Source organism: Solihabitans fulvus, assembly GCF_008386585.1.
Taxonomy (GTDB): domain Bacteria; phylum Actinomycetota; class Actinomycetes; order Mycobacteriales; family Pseudonocardiaceae; genus Solihabitans; species Solihabitans fulvus.
Window position 1 is genome coordinate 83,583 of record NZ_VUOB01000052.1, and the last position, 17,581, is coordinate 101,163.

Annotated in this window: 16 protein-coding genes; all 16 read left to right on the forward strand. The window is 72.0% G+C overall.

What is annotated here, in order from left to right; all coding sequences use genetic code 11:
- Positions 1-33: 33 nt before the first annotated feature.
- The 16 genes from F0L68_RS26695 to tyrS all read left to right on the forward strand — a co-directional run bounded on the left by F0L68_RS26695 (position 34) and on the right by tyrS (position 17,123).
- The gene (locus F0L68_RS26695) at positions 34-1,518 is read left to right on the forward strand and encodes a glycosyltransferase family 2 protein (protein ID WP_223199158.1); all 1,485 of its coding nucleotides are present in this window, start codon (positions 34-36) and stop codon (positions 1,516-1,518) included.
- Positions 1,518-1,787, forward strand: a complete 270-nt coding sequence (locus F0L68_RS26700; protein ID WP_149852560.1) for a hypothetical protein — start codon at positions 1,518-1,520, stop codon at positions 1,785-1,787. Before F0L68_RS26695 ends, F0L68_RS26700 begins: the two co-directional genes overlap by 1 nt.
- Positions 1,775-3,889: an acyltransferase family protein gene (locus F0L68_RS26705; protein ID WP_223199159.1), complete on the forward strand. Its 2,115-nt coding sequence runs from the start codon at positions 1,775-1,777 to the stop codon at positions 3,887-3,889. The genes F0L68_RS26700 and F0L68_RS26705 overlap by 13 nt, the downstream gene beginning before the upstream one ends.
- An 11-nt stretch (positions 3,890-3,900) precedes the next feature.
- On the forward strand, positions 3,901-4,842 hold the full coding sequence (locus tag F0L68_RS26710) for a glycoside hydrolase family 16 protein (protein WP_149852561.1): 942 nt from the start codon (positions 3,901-3,903) through the stop codon (positions 4,840-4,842).
- A gap of 251 nt (positions 4,843-5,093) precedes the next feature.
- Positions 5,094-5,741 (forward strand): O-methyltransferase, encoded by a 648-nt coding sequence (locus tag F0L68_RS26720; RefSeq protein WP_149852562.1) that lies wholly within the window; start codon positions 5,094-5,096, stop codon positions 5,739-5,741.
- Between the two features lie 48 nt (positions 5,742-5,789).
- Complete coding sequence (locus F0L68_RS26725; RefSeq protein ID WP_149852563.1) at positions 5,790-6,428, forward strand: maleylpyruvate isomerase N-terminal domain-containing protein; 639 nt, start codon at positions 5,790-5,792, stop codon at positions 6,426-6,428.
- A 175-nt stretch (positions 6,429-6,603) separates the two neighbouring features.
- Entirely contained in the window at positions 6,604-7,632 is a 1,029-nt protein-coding gene (argC, locus tag F0L68_RS26730; protein ID WP_149852564.1) for an N-acetyl-gamma-glutamyl-phosphate reductase, read from the forward strand.
- Positions 7,629-8,846, forward strand: coding sequence for a bifunctional glutamate N-acetyltransferase/amino-acid acetyltransferase ArgJ (gene argJ, locus F0L68_RS26735; RefSeq protein WP_149852565.1), 1,218 nt, complete (start codon positions 7,629-7,631; stop codon positions 8,844-8,846). Before argC ends, argJ begins: the two co-directional genes overlap by 4 nt.
- On the forward strand, positions 8,843-9,778 hold the full coding sequence (gene argB / locus F0L68_RS26740; protein WP_149852566.1) for an acetylglutamate kinase: 936 nt from the start codon (positions 8,843-8,845) through the stop codon (positions 9,776-9,778). The genes argJ and argB overlap by 4 nt, the downstream gene beginning before the upstream one ends.
- A complete protein-coding gene (locus F0L68_RS26745; protein ID WP_223199160.1) occupies positions 9,775-11,010 on the forward strand; it encodes an acetylornithine transaminase in 1,236 nt (411 codons plus the stop codon). The genes argB and F0L68_RS26745 overlap by 4 nt, the downstream gene beginning before the upstream one ends.
- A gap of 1 nt (position 11,011) precedes the next feature.
- Positions 11,012-11,953 carry an ornithine carbamoyltransferase gene (gene argF, locus F0L68_RS26750; RefSeq protein WP_149852567.1) on the forward strand — a complete coding sequence of 314 codons (942 nt, stop codon included), beginning with the start codon at positions 11,012-11,014 and terminating at the stop codon, positions 11,951-11,953.
- On the forward strand, positions 11,950-12,480 hold the full coding sequence (locus tag F0L68_RS26755; protein WP_149852568.1) for an arginine repressor: 531 nt from the start codon (positions 11,950-11,952) through the stop codon (positions 12,478-12,480). Before argF ends, F0L68_RS26755 begins: the two co-directional genes overlap by 4 nt.
- Positions 12,481-12,494: 14 nt before the next feature.
- A complete protein-coding gene (locus tag F0L68_RS26760; RefSeq protein WP_149852569.1) occupies positions 12,495-13,700 on the forward strand; it encodes an argininosuccinate synthase in 1,206 nt (401 codons plus the stop codon).
- 73 nt (positions 13,701-13,773) lie between these two features.
- A complete protein-coding gene (gene argH, locus F0L68_RS26765) occupies positions 13,774-15,192 on the forward strand; it encodes an argininosuccinate lyase (protein ID WP_149852570.1) in 1,419 nt (472 codons plus the stop codon).
- Positions 15,189-15,815 (forward strand): DNA-3-methyladenine glycosylase, encoded by a 627-nt coding sequence (locus F0L68_RS26770; protein WP_149852571.1) that lies wholly within the window; start codon positions 15,189-15,191, stop codon positions 15,813-15,815. Before argH ends, F0L68_RS26770 begins: the two co-directional genes overlap by 4 nt.
- Positions 15,816-15,848: 33 nt before the next feature.
- Entirely contained in the window at positions 15,849-17,123 is a 1,275-nt protein-coding gene (gene tyrS, locus F0L68_RS26775; protein ID WP_149852572.1) for a tyrosine--tRNA ligase, read from the forward strand.
- Positions 17,124-17,581 lie beyond the last annotated feature (458 nt).

The following is a 17,581-nucleotide window of genomic DNA, read 5'->3' on the forward strand; positions in this document are numbered from 1 at the left end:
TTGTACTGGTATTTCGGCCCGCAACGTCGCTGGGTGCTGCTCTGTGTCTCGCTGTCCTACACCGCGACCGCGGTCACGTTGTTTCTGTTCTCGCTGCGCCATCCCGCATTGTGGATATTTCTCGGCGTGCTCGGGATAAACATCGTGGCGTGGTCGTTGTCGCTGTTCGACGGGCAGCGGCAGCGCCGCGTGACGCGCCAGTCGCACGAGCTGCTGGTCCGCTCCTGGCGGCCGCTGGCCGTGCCGAGCGTCGACGTCTTCCTGCCGACCGCGGGCGAACAGCTCGCCATCCTGCGCAACACCTACGAACACGTGTCCCGGCTGAGCTGGTCCGGCCGGCTGCTCGTGTGGGTGCTCGACGACTCGGCGCGGGACGAGGTGCGCGCGCTGGCCGAGTCGTTCGGCTTCGAGTACCGCACGCGTCCCGACCGGGGCCACCTCAAGAAGGCCGGCAACCTCAACTTCGGGCTCCGCGAGAGCGACGGCGACGTGATCGCCATCCTGGACGCGGACTTCGTGCCCCGACCCGACTTCCTCCGGCAGCTGGTGCCCTACCTGGAAGATCCGAGCACCGGCATCGTGCAGAGCCCGCAGTGCTTCGACACCGAGCCGGCGATGAACTGGGTCGAGCGTGCCGCCGGGGCCGCGCAGGAGCTGTTCTTCCGCTGGCTGCAACCCTCCCGCGACGCCGACGACGCGGCGATCTGCTGCGGCACCAACGCGATCTACCGGCGCGGCGCGCTCGCCGCCATCGACGGCTTTCCCAAGCTGTCGCACAGCGAGGACATGTTCACCGGCATCGAGATGCGCAAGCGCGGGTACCGCACCCGCTACGTCCCGGTGCTGCTGGCCAAGGGCCTCTCGCCGGACACGCTGACCTCGTTCGTGAACCAGCAGTACCGCTGGTGCATGGGCAATCTCGAACTGCTGCTCAGCCGCGAGTTCCACCGCATGGAGCTGCCGTGGCGGATGCGGCTCGGCTTCTGGAACGGCTTCGTCAGCTACTTCGTCAACGCGGTCAACGCCTTCACGGTGCCGCTGCCGCTGATCGTCATGCTGTTCGTGTACCCGCAGGACGTGCGGCCGTGGCACATGCTGCCGTTCCTCGCGCCGGTCTGGATCTGGCTGGTGCTGCTGCCGGCGGTGTCGCGGACCCGGTGGCGGTTCGAGGTCACCAGGGCGCAGCTGCTCTACAGCTTCGTGCACGCCGTGGCGATCGTGCACGTCTTCCAGCGCCGCGCCGCCACCTGGGTGCCCACCGGCGCCGCGGCGGTCCGGTCCCCGCTGGCCCGCACGGTGAGCTGGCTCGCCGTGGTGTCGCTGACGCTCACCATCGCCGCGAGCTGGCTCGGCCTCGCTATGGCCGTCGCGCGGTACGGCTTCGCGAACTACTGGGCCACTGCGGGATTCGTGCTCGCCAACGCCTACCTCGGCCTGCCGCTCGTGCGCGACGCGCTGCGCACGCTCGCGCCGGCCAGGCCCCGCCAACCGATCCTTCCGAGGGAGGCGCAAGCCTGATGACCGCAACGGACCTCCGCACCGCCGAGACCGACACCGCCGACCCGATCGCCGGCGGTCCGGACACCGCCGCGCCGGCCCCGACCGACGTGACCGTCCCGGCCGCCGCCACCGCTTCCGCGACCGCGCCGGTCGACCTAGCCGTCCGGATCCCGCGCTCCCCGGCCAGCCTCGGCCGTGCCGAGGCACTCGCCCTCACCGCCGTCCTCGCCGTTCTCGGCCTGCTGGCCTCGGGCTGGGTCGACGCGATGCTGCCGTGGACCCGGTGACCGCCGCGCTCGACCGACCGGTCGCGCCAATCGCGCGACAAGGCCGGTACCGGCTCGGTTTCCGACCCGACATCGAGGGACTGCGCGCGGTCGCCGTGCTCACCGTGCTCGGCTTTCACGCCGCCGTCCCGTTCTGCACCGGCGGCTATGTCGGCGTGGACCTGTTCTTCGTCATTTCCGGATTCCTCATCTCCGGACTGCTGCTCGGCTCGGTCGCGGACCGAGGCGTTATCAGGTTGAAGGATTTCTACGCGCGCAGGGCGCGGCGAATTCTGCCGGCCGCCGGTGTCGTGCTGGTTGTCACCGCAATTGGTGGTTTGCTGTTGTTGCCGCCGCTGCGGCAACGCGACCTCGCCTACGACACGATCGCGGCCGCGCTCAATCTCGGGAACTGGCGGTTCGTCGCGAACCAGACCGACTATCTCGCCGCGAACACCGATCCGAGCCCGCTGCTGCACTACTGGTCCCTCGGCGTCGAGGAACAGTTCTATCTGCTCTGGGCCCCGCTGCTGCTCGGGCTGGTGCTGCTGGCTCGCAGGCTGCGCCGCTCGCCGTTCCCGCTCGTCGTCGGCGCGGTCGCCGCGATCACCCTCGGCTCCTTCGCGCTGTCGGTGTACTGGACGGGGGAGAGCCGGCCGCTGGCCTACCTCGGCTCGCCGTCGCGGGCCTGGCAGTTCGGCGTCGGGGCCGCCGTCGCGCTCGTCGCCCCGGCGGCGGCCGGCCGGTTCGCCCGCCCGGCCGGCCTGGTGGTCCGCCGGGTCCTCGGCTGGGCAGGCGCGGCCGCCATCGCCTGGTCCACCGTCACCTTCGGGCCGGGCACGCCGTTTCCCGGCACCGCGGCCCTGCTCCCGACACTCGGCGCGGCCGCGGTGATCCTCGCCGGCACCGCGGGCGACACCAGCCCCGACGCCGCCGGCATCGGCCGGTTCCTCGGCCTCGCCCCGATCCGCGCGATCGGCAGGCTGTCCTTCGCCTGGTACCTGTGGCACTGGCCGGTGCTGATCCTCGCCGAGGCGCGGCTCGGGCCGCTGCCGTGGCCCGCAAAGCTGGCCCTGGTGCTCGCTTCGGCGCTGCCGGCCTGGCTGACCATGCGCCTGGTCGAACGCCCGCTGCGGTTCTCCGCCGCCGTGGCCGCCCGGCCGAGCCGCGGCCTGGCCACCGGCGTCACGGCGATGATGCTGCCCGTCGCGGCCGGCCTGCTGCTCGGCAGCGGCGCCGCCCACTCGATGGGCACGGACTCGCCGACGACCGTCGGCCAGGCGTTGGTCGGCGCGGCCGAGGGCCCCACCCTGCTGGCCGGGCCGGGCGGCGGCGCGACCGGCGGCCCGGTGTTCCCCGGACCGGCCACGGCGCGCGAGGACTTCCCGCAACTGGCCGACTGCCAGGTGCCGCCCCCGGCGATCAGCAGCCCGAAGTGCCTGTTCGGCGACACCACCAGCGCGCACCGGATCGTGCTGCTCGGCGACTCCCATGCGGCGCAGTGGTTCCCGGCCGTCGCCGAGGTGGCCAAGCGCCGAGGCTGGGCGCTGGAAGTGCTCACCAAGTCGGGTTGCCCGCTGCCGAGGATCACCGTGCAGAGCCCACAGTTGGGCCGGGAGTACCGCGAGTGCGACACCTGGCGGGACGCCGCGCTCGACCGCGTCGCGGCGGGCCCGCGACCCGAGCTGATCGTGATGTCCGCGCTCAACCGCTACACCGCCGACCGCGCCGCGCTGGCCAGGGGCTGGGACTACTCGCTCGGCCGCCTCGGCGCCACCGGGGCGCCCGTGGTGTACCTGCGGGACACGCCGTTCGCGGCTAAGGACATCCCCACCTGCCTGTCCGGCGAGCTGGCGAACTGGTCCGCGTGCGCGTTCCCACGCACGGACGGCATGCTGGCCGACCCGCTCGCCGAGGACGTCGTGTGGGGCCGCCGTCCCGCGCTGCGCATGGTCGACGTCACCGACGTGCTGTGCCCGCCGGGCGACCGGTGCCCCGCCGTGCTCGACGGAGTCCTGCTGTACCGGGACGACGCGCACCTCACCAACACGGCCGCCGCCCTGCTCTCCCAACGGGTGGCCAGATCGCTCGAAGTCCAGGGACTGGTTCCGGTGCTGCCATGAGGAGTTCGCCGATGCGCGTCGCGGTCCTGTTGCTGATCGCCGCCGCCCTGACGTCCTGTGCCACACCGGCCGCCCAACCACCGCCGACCCCGCCAACCGCCGGCTCGGCCGCCGCCGCCCCGTCCGCCGGCACCGCGCGGGCGCCCGCCGGCTGGACCCAGGTGTGGCGGGACGACTTCGACGGGCCAGCGGGCTCGCCGCCGTCGACCGCCAACTGGCTCCACGACACCGGCACCTGCTACCCGGGCTGCCCGGCCAAGCAGTGGGGCACCGGCGAGATCGAGACGATGACCGACTCGACCGCCAACGTCGCTATGGACGGCAACGGACACCTGGCCATCACCCCGGTGCGGGAGGGCGACCACTGGACGTCCGGCCGCATCGAGACGCGCCGCGCCGACTTCCAGCCGCCACCCGGCGGCGCGCTTCGCGTGGAGGCCGCGCTGCGGCTGCCCGAGGTCGGCGCGGACGGCGCGGGCTACTGGCCGGCGTTCTGGATGCTCGGCGCCGCGCTGCGCGACGGCTACCAGGGCTGGCCGGGGATCGGCGAGGTGGACGTCATGGAGTCCGTGAACGGCCGGCCGTCGGTGTTCGCCGCCATGCACTGCGGCTCGCTGCCGGACGGGCCGTGCAAGGAGGTCGGCGGCGGCCTCGGCTCGCCGGAACACCCAAGCCCGCCGGGCTTCCACACCTTCGCGGCGGAGCTGGACTACTCGACCAGCCCGCAGCAGGTCCGCTGGTACCTCGACGGCGTGCAGTTCCACACGGTGACGGCGGCCCAGGTGGACGCCGACACCTGGCAGCGCGCCACCCAACACGGCTTCTTCCTGATCCTCAACGTCGCGATCGGCGGCCAGTTCCCCAAGGCGTACGGCGGCGAACCGGGCCCAACAACGGTGTCCGGCCGGCCGATGCTCGTCGACCACGTGGCGGTGTACACCAAGGCCACCTGACCGCCGCGCCGCTGATGGCTGTCGGCGACGGCCAGCTCGTTGACATACATCTCGGTGCCCTTGTCCGGATGGGTCAGCTCGGCCCCGCTGATCATGCCGACCGGCACTTACCCGCACCCGCCTTCGCTGGTCAACGCTTTTTCCCGGCTCCAGCGCGATGCGGCGGCCGGCGCAGCGCCGCCGCGCCGACTGCGCGAAGATCGTGCCCGACCGGGCGGCTCGTTCGGTCGATCCGCACTGGAGGGAACCCGATGGACATCGTCAACCCACAGATCAACGAGTACGTGCTCGCCCACAGCTCGCCCGCCGACGACCTGCTGCGCGAACTCGCCGCCGAGACGCGGGCGGCCACCGGCGACTCCGCCGGCATGCAGATCAGCCACGACGAGGGCGAGTTCCTCACCATGCTGGTCCGGCTGGTCGGCGCGAAGCGGGCCGTCGAGGTCGGGGTCTTCACCGGCTACTCGTCCATCTGCATCGCGCGCGGCCTGCCCGCCGACGGCCACCTGCTGGCGTGCGACGTCAGCGAGGAGTGGACGTCCGTCGCCAGGCGCTACTGGGACAGGGCCGGCGTCGCCGACCGCATCGAGCTGCGCATCGCGCCGGCCACCGAGACGCTGCGCGCGCTGCCGACCGACCAGGTGATCGACTTCGCCTTCATCGACGCGGACAAGGTCGGCTACCCGGTCTACTACGAGGAGCTGGTCAGCCGCCTGCGTCCCGGCGGCCTGATCGTGCTGGACAACGTGCTGCGCGGCGGCCGCGTTCTCGACCCGGCCTTCGACCACGAGGCCGACATTGCCATGCGCAAGATGAACGAGACCATCGTCCGCGACGAGCGGGTCGACGCGGTCATGCTGCCGGTCCGCGATGGCGTCACGCTCGCCCGCAAGCGCTGACCGCGCCGGGGACGGAATACCCCGGCAGACCCCTCGGCTGGATCTGGCATGGCACAAACCAGGGATCTCTACCTCACCGCGGCCGCAGCGGCGGCGGAACTGCTCGCCGCCCCGGAGGTGGCCGCCAGGTGGCACGAGCCGAGCGCGTTGCCGAAGCTCAGCGTGCGGGGCCTCGCCGGGCATCTGGCCGGGCAGGTCTTCTTCATCCCCGCGATGCTTGCCGAGCCGGTGCCGACCGAGCAGCCCATCTCGATCCACGAGTACTACGCGCGGGTGAGCTGGATCGGATCCGACCTCGACGATCCGTTCAACGTGCTGATCCGGACCGGAGGTGAACAGGATGCGGCGGACGGTGCGGCGGCGCTGGCGGCCAGGGTCGCGGCCACCGTGGAGGAGTTGCGGACCGTGCTGCCCGCCGCGCCGTCGCGGACGGTCCGGCGGCCAACCTGGGGACCGTGGTCGATCAGCCTGGACGACTTCGTGACGAGCCGGCTGCTGGAGGTCGTCGTGCACAGCGACGATCTGGCCCACAGCGTGGGAGTCCCGACGCCGGAGCTGCCGGCCGAGGCCGTCGAGACCGTCGTCGATCTGCTGTCCCGGATCGCGCTGCGCCGCCACGGCGCGGTCAACGTGCTGCGCGCCCTCACCCGCGCCGAGCGCGCCCCGGCCTCGATCTCCGCCATCTAGATCGTCGCCGCCATCTAGAACGTCGCCGACCCGCCCGTGAAGTCCTGGTGGCCGGCGTGCTCGTGCGTGACGAGCACGCCGGTCGCGCCGGTCAGGGCAGGGCTCCTGTGACCTGCCGCACTCGACCGGGTGATCGTCCTTGAGTGGGTTTGCATGGCCGTGCATAATCATGCACATGACGGTTCGGGTGGCGGTCGCGGGCGCGAGTGGCTACGCCGGGGGAGAGCTCCTCCGGCTGCTGCTGGCGCACGCCGACGTGGAGATCGGCACGCTCACGGCGGGCGGCAACGCGGGCGCGCTGCTCGGCCAGCTCCAGCCGCACCTGCTGCCGCTCGCGGACCGCGTGCTCGCCGAGACCACCCCGGAGCAGCTCGCCGGCCACGACGTCGTCTTCCTCGCCCTGCCGCACGGCCACTCGGCCGAGCTGGCCGCGCAGCTCGGCGCGGACACGCTGGTGATCGACTGCGGCGCGGACCACCGGCTGGTCGACCCGGCCGACTGGCAGCGCTGGTACGGCGGCACGCACGCCGGCAGCTGGCCCTACGGCCTGCCGGAGCTGCCCGGCGCGCGCTCGACGCTGCGCGGCGCCAAGCGGATCGCCGTCCCCGGCTGCTACCCGACGGTCAGCTCGCTCGCGCTGGTCCCGGCCGTCGCCGCCGGACTGGTCGAGCCCGAGGTTGTGGTCGTCGCGGTGTCCGGCACCTCGGGCGCCGGCAAGAGCCTCAAGCCCAACCTGCTCGGCTCGGAGGTGATGGGCTCGGTCAGCGCCTACGGCGTCGGCGGCGCGCACCGGCACACCCCCGAGATCATCCAGAACCTCACCGCCGCCGCAGGCGAACCCGTCGCGGTCTCCTTCACCCCGGTGCTCGCGCCCATGCCGCGCGGCATCCTCGCCACGTGCAGCGCCCGGCTCCGGCCCGGTGTCGACGCGGCGACCGTCCGCGAGACCTACCTCGCCGCGTACCGGGACGAGCCGTTCGTGCACGTGCTGCCCGAGGGCCTGTGGCCCACCACCGGCGCGGTGCTCGGCAGCAACTCGGTCCAGCTCCAGGTCACCGTCGACACCGACACGCAGCGCGTGGTCGTGGTCGCCGCCGAGGACAACCTCACCAAGGGCACCGCTGGCGGTGCCGTGCAGTCGATGAACATCGCACTCGGTCTGCCGGAGACCACCGGCCTGTCCACCGTGGGAGTCGCACCATGACCGCCGAAGCAGGTTCCGTCGCCGCCGGATCCACGGTGGCCGTCGACCGCGAGCGAAGCGTCACCGCGCCGGCCGGATTCCGCGCCGCCGGTGTCGCCGCCGGCATCAAGGTGTCCGGCGCGGCCGACCTCGCCCTCGTCGTCAACGACGGCCCACGGGACGACGCGGCGGGCGTCTTCACCACCAACAAGGTGAAGGCCGCCCCGGTCCTCTGGTCCCAGCAGGTGATCAAGCAGCGCAGGCTCAAGGCCGTCGTGCTCAACTCCGGCGGCGCCAACGCGTGCACTGGCCCAGAAGGCTTCCAGGACACGCACACCACCGCGGAGAAGGTCGCCGAGGTGCTCGGCGCTGGCGCGGTCGACATCGCGGTCTGCTCCACCGGCCTGATCGGGGAGCGGCTGCCGATGGACAGGGTGCTGTCCGGTGTGGACACCGCGGCGGCCGCGCTCGCCGGCGGCCAGCGGGCCGGGCTCGACGCGGCCACCGCCGTGCTGACCACCGACAGCCGCCCGAAGCAGGCCTGGGCCGCGCATCCGACCGGCTGGTCGGTCGGCGGCTTCGTCAAGGGCGCCGGCATGCTCGCGCCCAACCTGGCCACCATGCTCTGCGTGCTGACCACCGACGCGGTCATCGACGGCGACCAGCTCGACGCCGCGCTGCGCGCCGCGACCACCGTCACCTTCGACCGCCTCGACGTGGACGGCGGCACCTCCACCAACGACACCGTGCTGGTCCTGTCCTCCGGCGCGTCCGGTGTCACGCCATCGCGGGAGGAGTTCACCGCGCTGCTCACGGCCGTCAGCGGCGACCTCGTCCGGCAGTTGCAGGGCGACGCCGAGGGCGTCACCAAGGAGATCGCCATCACCGTGCGGGGCGCGGCCACCGAGGCCGACGCGGTCGAGGTCGGCCGCATCGTCGCCGAGGACAACCTGGTCAAGACGGCGCTGTTCGGCTCGGACCCGAACTGGGGCCGCATCGCGATGGCCATCGGCAGGGCCAAGGCAAAGCTGGACGCCGAGCTGCTGTCGATCCAGATCAACGGCGCGCTGCTGTTCGACCGGGGCACCAGGGCGCAGGACCGCTCGGCCGCCGACCTGTCCGGCCGGGACATCGACATCGTGATCGACCTGCGCGTCGGCGACGCCGAGGCGACCATTCTCACCACGGACCTCTCGCACGCCTACGTCGAAGAGAACAGCGCGTACTCGTCATGACCGACGTGACCGACGACCTCACCGACCTCGACAAGACCATCGCCGCCGACCGGGCAGAGGCCATCGTCAAGGCGGAGGTGCTGGTCGAGGCGCTGCCGTGGCTCGAACGCTTCCACGGCGCGCTCGTCGTCGTGAAGTACGGCGGCAACGCGATGATCGACGAGAACCTCAAGCGCGCCTTCGCCCAGGACATGGTGTTCCTGCGGCTGGCCGGGCTGCGGCCCGTCGTGGTGCACGGCGGCGGCCCGCAGATCACCGCGATGCTCGACCGGCTCGGCATCCCCGGCGAGTTCCGCGGCGGCCTGCGGGTGACCACCCCGGAGACGATGGACGTGGTCCGCATGGTGCTGGTCGGCCAGGTCGGCCGCGAGCTGGTCGGGCTGATCAACGTGCACGGGCCGCACGCCGTCGGCATCTCCGGCGAGGACGCCCACCTGTTCACCGCCCAGCGGCGGCCGGCCATCGTGGACGGCGAGCCGGTGGACATCGGCCTGGTCGGCGACGTCGTCGCGGTGAACCCGGACGCCGTCCTGGACATCGTGGCCGCCGGCCGGATCCCGGTCGTCTCGACGGTCGCGCCGGACGCCAACGGCGTGGTGCACAACGTGAACGCGGACACCGCGGCAGGCGCGCTGGCGATCGCGCTGAAGGCGGAGAAGCTTGTCGTGCTCACCGACGTCGAGGGCCTCTACGCCGACTGGCCGGACCGGTCCTCGCTGCTCAAGCAGGTCGGTGCGGACGAACTGGAACGAATGCTGCCCGGCCTGGCCAGCGGCATGGTGCCGAAGATGGAGGCATGCCTGCGGGCCGTGCGTGGCGGCGTGCCGAGCGCGCACGTCATCGACGGGCGCCTGGCGCACTCGGTGCTGCTGGAGGTCTTCACCAGCCGGGGCGTGGGAACGATGGTCAAACCAGAGGGAGCGACACAATGAGCGGGGCCATGGTCGGCAGCGTCGGCATCCAGTCCAACGCGGACGGTCGCCGACGCTGGCAGGGCGCGCTGATGGACAACTACGGCACCCCGCCCATCGCCCTCGTCCGCGGCGAGGGCGCGCACGTCTGGGACGCCGACGGCAACCGCTACCTCGACCTGCTCGGCGGCATCGCCGTCAACGCGCTCGGCCACGCCCACCCCGCCATCGTCAGCGCCGTCACCGAGCAGATCGCCAAGATTGGGCACGTCTCCAACATCTACATCAGCGAGCCGGCCGTCGAGCTGGCCGAGGCGCTGCTCGACCTTGCCGGCCTGACCGGCACCGGCCGGGTGCTGTTCACCAACTCCGGCGCCGAGGCCAACGAGGCCGCGTTCAAGCTGACGCGGCTGACCGGCCGCAGCAAGGTCGTCGCCTGCGAGGGCGCCTTCCACGGCCGCACCATGGGCGCGCTCGCGCTCACCGGCCAGCCGGCCAAGCGCACCCCGTTCGAGCCGCTGGTCCCCGGCGTCACGCACATCCCGTTCGGCGACGTCGCCGCGCTGGAGGCGGCCGTCGACCAGGACACCGCGGCGGTCTTCCTCGAACCGGTGCTCGGCGAGGGCGGCGTCGTGCCGGCCCCCGACGGCTACCTGCACGCGGCGCGGGAGATCACCACCAAGGCGGGCGCGCTGCTGGTGCTCGACGAGGTGCAGACCGGCATCGGCCGGCTCGGCACGTGGTTCGCCTTCCAGCAGGCCGGCATCATGCCCGACGTCATCACGCTCGCCAAGGGCCTCGGCGGCGGCCTGCCGCTCGGCGCCTGCATCGGCGTCGGCGCGGCGGCCGACCTGCTGCACCCCGGCCAGCACGGCACCACCTTCGGCGGCAACCCGGTCTGCTGCGCCGCCGGCCTAGCCGTGCTGCGCACCATCGCCGAGGACGGGCTGTGCGACCACGCCGCCGCGCTCGGCAAGGAGATCGCCACCGGCGTCGAGGACCTGCACCACCCGCTGGTCTCCGGCGTGCGCGGCACCGGCCTGCTGATCGGGTTGACCCTGCGCCAGCCGGTGTCGGCCGCCGTGGCCGCCGCCGCGACCTCGGCCGGCTACCTCGTCAACCCCGTGCAGCCGGACACCATCCGGCTGGCCCCGCCCCTCGTGCTCGACCGGGAGGACGCCCACGGCTTCCTCGCCGCGCTGCCCGCAGCCCTGGACGCGGCCACCGCCGCGTCAACCGACCCGGAGGCGTGACATGCCACGGCACTTCCTGCGCGACGACGACCTCAACCCCGACGAGCAGCGCGACGTCCTCGACCTCGCCGACCTGATGAAGGCCGACCCGGTCGCCCAGCGGCCGCTGCACGGCCCCCAGGGCGTCGCGGTGATCTTCGAGAAGAACTCGACCCGCACCCGGCTGTCCTTCGAGATCGGCATCGCCCAGCTCGGCGGCCACCCCGTCGTGGTCGACGGCCGCACCATGCAGCTCGGCCGCGAGGAGACCATCCCGGACACCTCCAGGGTGCTGTCCCGGTACGTGCACGCCGTGGTGTGGCGCACCTTCGCGCACGCCAGGATCGAGGCGATGGCCTCGGCCTCCAGCGTGCCCGTGATCAACGCGCTCACCGACGAGTTCCACCCGTGCCAGGTGCTCGCCGATCTCCAGACCATCCGGGAGCGGCACGGCAAGCTCGCCGGCCTGACCCTCACCTACTTCGGCGACGGCGCCAACAACATGGCGCACTCCCTGCTGTTGGGCGGCGCCACCGCCGGCATGCACGTCCGCGTCGCCGCGCCGGAGGGCTTCGACCCGCTGCCCTGGGTGTTCGACGCCGCCAAGCAGCGGGCCGCGGAGACCGGCGGCTCGGTGGCGATCCTGCGGGAGCCGCGCCAGGCGGCGGAGGGCTCCGACGTCCTGGTCACCGACTCGTGGACCTCGATGGGCCAGGAGAACGACGGCAAGGACCGGGTCAGCCCGTTCCGGCCCTACCAGATCAACCGCGAGCTGCTGGCCGCAACCGGCACCACCTCGACCGTGCTGCACTGCCTGCCGGCCCACCGAGGCTGGGAGATCACCGACGAGGTGATGGACGGCCCGGCCAGCGCCGTGTGGGACGAGGCCGAGAACCGCCTGCACGCGCAGAAGGCGTTGCTCACCTGGCTGATCCAGTCCCAGGGGGTGATGGACCGACGATGACCAGCATCGGCGCGGCGACCAGGGCGGCGCGGCAGGCCCGCATCGTGCAGCTCGTCTCCCAGCGCGCCATCCGCAGCCAGTCCGAGCTCGCCAAGCTGCTGGCCGCCGAGGGCATCGAGACCACCCAGGCCACCCTGTCCCGGGATCTCGACGAGCTCGGCGCGGTCAAGCTCCGGGGCGCGGACGGCGGGGCTCCCGTCTACGTGATCCCGGAGGACGGCAGCCCGGTGCGCGCGGTCGAGGGCGGCACGTCCCGGCTGGCCAGGCTGCTCGCCGAGCTGCTCGTCTCCGCCGACCACTCGGCCAATCTGGCGGTCCTGCGCACTCCGCCTGGCGCCGCACACTTCCTGGCCAGCGCGCTGGACAGGGCGGCACTGCACGACATCGTCGGCACCATCGCCGGCGACGACACCATCCTCGTCGTGGCGAGGGACCCCCTGACCGGCGCTGAACTGGCCGAACGGCTCACCGCGTTGGCCGCGGGACACCAGTACATCGCACAACACCCGATCGACATCGGGTTCTAACTAGGAGAACGATCATGACTGAACGGGTCGTCCTCGCCTACTCGGGTGGGCTGGACACGTCCGTCGCCATCGGCTGGATCGCCGAGGAGACCGGCGCCGAGGTAGTGGCCGTCGCCGTCGACCTCGGTCAGGGCGGCGAGGACCTGGACACCATCCGCAAGCGGGCGCTGGACTGCGGCGCGGTCGACGCCGTGGTCGCCGACGCCCGCGACGAGTTCGCCGAGCAGTACTGCCTGCCGGCGCTCCAGGCCAACGCGCTCTACCAGGACCGCTACCCGCTGGTGTCCGCGCTGTCCCGGCCGGTGATCGTCAAGCACCTCGCCGAGGCCGCGAAGTACCACGGTGCGACGACCGTGGCGCACGGCTGCACCGGCAAGGGCAACGACCAGGTCCGGTTCGAGGTCGGCATCGGCGCCCTCGCCCCCGACCTCAAGGTGCTCGCCCCGGTCCGCGACTTCGCCTGGACCAGGGAGAAGGCCATCGTCTGGGCCGAGGAGCGGAACCTGCCCATCGACGTCAACAAGAAGTCGCCGTACTCGGTCGACCAGAACGTCTGGGGCCGCGCCGTCGAGACGGGCTTCCTCGAGGACATCTGGAACGCCCCGATCGAGGACGTCTACTCCTACACCGCGAACCCGGCCGAGCCCCGCGACGCCGACGAAGTGATCATCACGTTCGACAAGGGCGTGCCGGTGGCCATCGACGGCGAGACCGTCACGGTGCTCCAGGCGATCCAGCAGCTCAACAGCCGCGCAGGCGCGCAGGGCATCGGCCGCCTCGACATGGTCGAGGACCGGCTGGTCGGCATCAAGAGCCGGGAGATCTACGAGGCCCCCGGCGCGATCGCGCTGATCACCGCGCACCAGGAGCTGGAGAACGTCACCCTGGAGCGCGACGCGGCCCGCTTCAAGCGGCAGGTCGAGCAGCGCTGGGGCGAGCTGGTCTACGACGGCCTGTGGTTCTCCCCGCTCAAGGACGCCCTGGACGCCTTCATCACCAAGAGCCAGGAGTACGTGTCCGGCGAGATCCGGATGGTGCTGCACGCCGGCCGGGCCGTCGTCAACGGCCGGCGCAGCGAGGACTCGCTGTACGACTTCAACCTCGCCACCTACGACGAGGGCGACGCGTTCGACCAGACGCTGGCCAAGGGCTTCGTGCAGCTCTGGGGCCTGCCCAGCAAGATCGCCGCCAAGCGGGACCTCCAGCGGGGTCACTCGTGAACGAGCTTGCGAGTTCACCGTTGAGCACAGCAGTTCGAACTCACGGGGCCGGCTCGCGCAGCGAGGTGGCTTCGTGAGTTCCGACAACGGAGCCCCGGCGCGGCTCTGGGGCGGCAGGTTCGCCTCAGGGCCCGCCGAGGCGATGGCGGCCCTGAGCGCCTCGACCCACTTCGACTGGCGGCTGGCGAGCTACGACATCGCAGGATCCCGGGCGCACGCCAGGGTGCTGCACCGCGCGAACCTGCTCACCGACGACGAGCTCGCGCGCATGCTCGCCGCGCTGGACGTCCTCGCGGCCGACGTGGCCTCGGGGGCGTTCACGCCGACCATCGCCGACGAGGACGTGCACACCGCCCTCGAACGCGGCCTGCTCGAACGCGTCGGCACCGACCTCGGCGGCAAGCTGCGCGCCGGCCGGTCCCGCAACGACCAGGTGGCCACGCTGTTCCGGATGTGGCTGCGCGACGCGGCCCGCCGCGTGGCCGCCGGCACGCTCGACGTCGTCGACGCGCTGGCCGCCCAGGCGGCGGCGCACCCGGACGCGGCCATGCCGGGACGCACCCACCTCCAGCACGCCCAGCCGGTGCTGCTCGGGCACCAGCTGCTCGCGCACGCCCAGGCGCTGCTGCGGGACGTGGACCGGCTGCGCGACTGGGACGCCAGGACGGCGTTCTCCCCGTACGGATCCGGTGCGCTCGCCGGTTCCTCGCTCGGGCTCGACCCGGCCGCGGTCGCCGCCGACCTCGGCTTCGACGGCCCGGTGGAGAACTCCATCGACGGCACCGCGTCGCGGGACTTCGCCGCCGAGATCGCGTTCTGCCTCGCCATGCTCGGCGTCAACCTGTCCAGGATCGCCGAGGAGGTGATCATCTGGACCACGAGCGAGTTCCACTACGCGGTCCTCGACGACGCCTGGGCCACCGGCAGCTCGATCATGCCGCAGAAGAAGAACCCGGACGTCGCCGAGCTGACCAGGGGCAAGTCCGGTCGCCTCATCGGCAACCTGACCGGCCTGCTCGCCACGCTCAAGGCGCAGCCGCTGGCCTACAACCGCGACCTCCAGGAGGACAAGGAGCCGCTGTTCGACTCGGTCGAACAGCTGGAGCTGCTGCTCCCGGCGATCGCGGGGATGCTCGAGACCATCCGCTACGACACCGAGCGGATGGCGGCGAGCGCGCCCGCCGGGTTCACCCTGGCGACCGACATCGCCGAGTGGCTGGTCCGGCAGGGCGTGCCGTTCCGGGTCGCGCACGAGGCGGCCGGCGACAGCGTGCGCCGCGCCGAGGCACGGGGCGTCGGGCTGGACGAGCTGACCGACGAGGAGTTGGCGGCCTGCTCGCCGCACCTGACTCCCGAGGTGCGTACGGTGCTCACCGTGCAGGGTTCGATCTCGTCGAGGGACGCCTATGGCGGCACCGCGCCCGCCAGGGTCGCCGAGCAGCTGGCCAGGCTCACGGCCAAGTCTCAGGACTACCGCGCCTGGACGAAATGACCCCGCGCTTACTCACCGAGCAGGAGCTTGCCGTCGATCCCGTCGACGCCGTCAGGCTCCTGCTCGGCAGCGTGCTGGAGGCGGACAGCCCCGACGGCGTCGTCGGCGTCCGCATCGTCGAGGTCGAGGCGTACCGGGGCGAGGACGATCCCGCCTCGCACTGCTTCCGGGGCCGCACCCCGCGCAACGAGGTCATGTACTGGTCCGCCGGTCACCTGTACGTGTACTTCGTCTACGGCATGCACTTCTGCGCCAACGTGGTCTGCCTCGGCGAGGACCGGCCGGGCGCGCTGCTGCTGCGGGCCGGCGAGGTGGTGTCCGGTGTGGACCTGGCCCGCTCGCGCCGCCCCGCCGCCCGCCGGGACAGCGAGCTGGCCAACGGCCCGGCCAAGCTGTGCGACGTGCTCGGCGTGACGCGCACGCACAACGGGTCCGACGTCACCGACGCGCGATCGTCGGTCCGGCTGTTCGCCGGGGACCCGGTCGCCGAGACCGACATCCGCAGCGGCCCGAGGGTGGGCATCGCCGTGGCGATGGACGTGCCGTGGCGGTTCTGGGTCGACGGCTCGCCCGCCGTGAGCGCCTACCGGCGCGGCGGCAAGCGCCCGATCCCGGCCCCGTGAATCTGCTTTGACCTGGTAGGGGAGAATTCCCCTGTGAGTGAGCACATCCTCGACGAGCTGTCCTGGCGCGGATTGATCGCGCAGTCCACCGATCTCGACGCGCTGCGCCGAGACCTCGACGCGGGCCCGCTCACTCTCTATGCGGGGTTCGACCCGACAGCACCGAGCCTGCACGCCGGCAACCTGGTCCCGCTCCTGCTGCTGCGCCGGTTCCAGCGCGCCGGGCACCGGCCGATCGTCCTGGCCGGCGGTGCCACCGGCATGATCGGCGACCCGCGCGACACGGGCGAGCGCACGCTGAACACGCTCGACGTGGTCGCCGAGTGGGCCGGCCGGATCCGAGGCCAGCTGGAGCGGTTCGTCGATTTCGACGACTCGCCGACCGGCGCTATCGTGGCGAACAACCTGGACTGGACCGGCCAGCTCCCGGTGCTGGAGTTCATGCGCGACATCGGCAAGCACTTCTCGATCAACGTGATGCTGGCCAGGGAGACCGTGAAGCGGCGGCTGGACGGTGACGGCATGTCCTACACCGAGTTCAGCTACCTGCTGCTCCAGTCGCACGACTACCTCCAGCTGAGCCGCAAGCACGACTGCCGCCTCCAGGTGGGCGGCGCCGACCAGTGGGGCAACATCCTCGGCGGCGTCGACCTCGCCAGGAGGGTCGACGGCACGTCGCTGCACGCGCTGACCGCGCCGCTGGTCACCGACGCCGAGGGCCGCAAGTTCGGCAAGTCCACCGGCGGCGGCAACGTCTGGCTCGACCCGGCCATGACCTCGCCCTACGCGTGGTTCCAGTACTTCGTGAACGTGGGCGACGCGGACGTGCTGCGCTACCTGCGCATGTTCACGTTCCTGTCCCGCGAGGAGATCGACGCGCTGGAGCAGGACACCCAGGAGCGCCCGCACCTGCGGGCCGCCCAGCGGCGGCTGGCCGAGGAGTTCACCACGCTCGTGCACGGCGAGCGGGAGACGCAGCAGGTGATCGCGGCCAGCCAGGCGCTGTTCGGCAGGGGCGAGCTGCGGGACCTGGACGAGTCGACGCTGGTGGCCGCGATGGCCGAGGCGCCGACCGGCACCGTCCGGCTCGACGAGGCGCCGACGATCGTCGACCTGCTGGTCACCTCGGGGCTCGCGGACAGCAGGGGCGCCGCCCGCCGCACGGTGAAGGAGGGCGGCGCGTACGTGAACAACGCGAAGATCGTGGACGAGGAGTGGCACCCCGCGCCGGAGGACCTGCTGCACGGCACGTGGCTGGTGCTCCGTAGGGGCAAGCGCAACACTGCCGGCGTCCGGGTGCAGCGCTGACCCGCTGACCTGCGCGAACGATCACCAGTGGCCGCCGATCCCCGAGGGATCGGCGGCCACTGTCGTTCCGCCCGCCCCACCGAAACTCTTTTGGGTGATCGCCATCACACTGCGCCGCCCCTGGCGGTGGGTTACGGTGATCCCAGACCTGACACAGGGCTGGTGACCTGCGGTTTCACCTTGCGTTGGGCGCTTGTGGGCGCGATTTGACCTCGTGTTCCCGCACGTGTAACTTTCTCTCTGCCAGCGCGGAACGGGCCCGGAAAGCCGAAAGGCCGAAGGGAACGGACCCGGGCGAAGGTCACGAACCAAGCTCCCACAACTGTGGTAGAGTGGGTGACTGCCGGATCGAAACCCCAAGCGACACGCTCTTCGGAGTTGGATTGGCGCTTGGACGTCGAGTCGGATAACCTCTAAACTGAAATTGCGGAAAACACTGCCCCGGATCGGGCCGCACT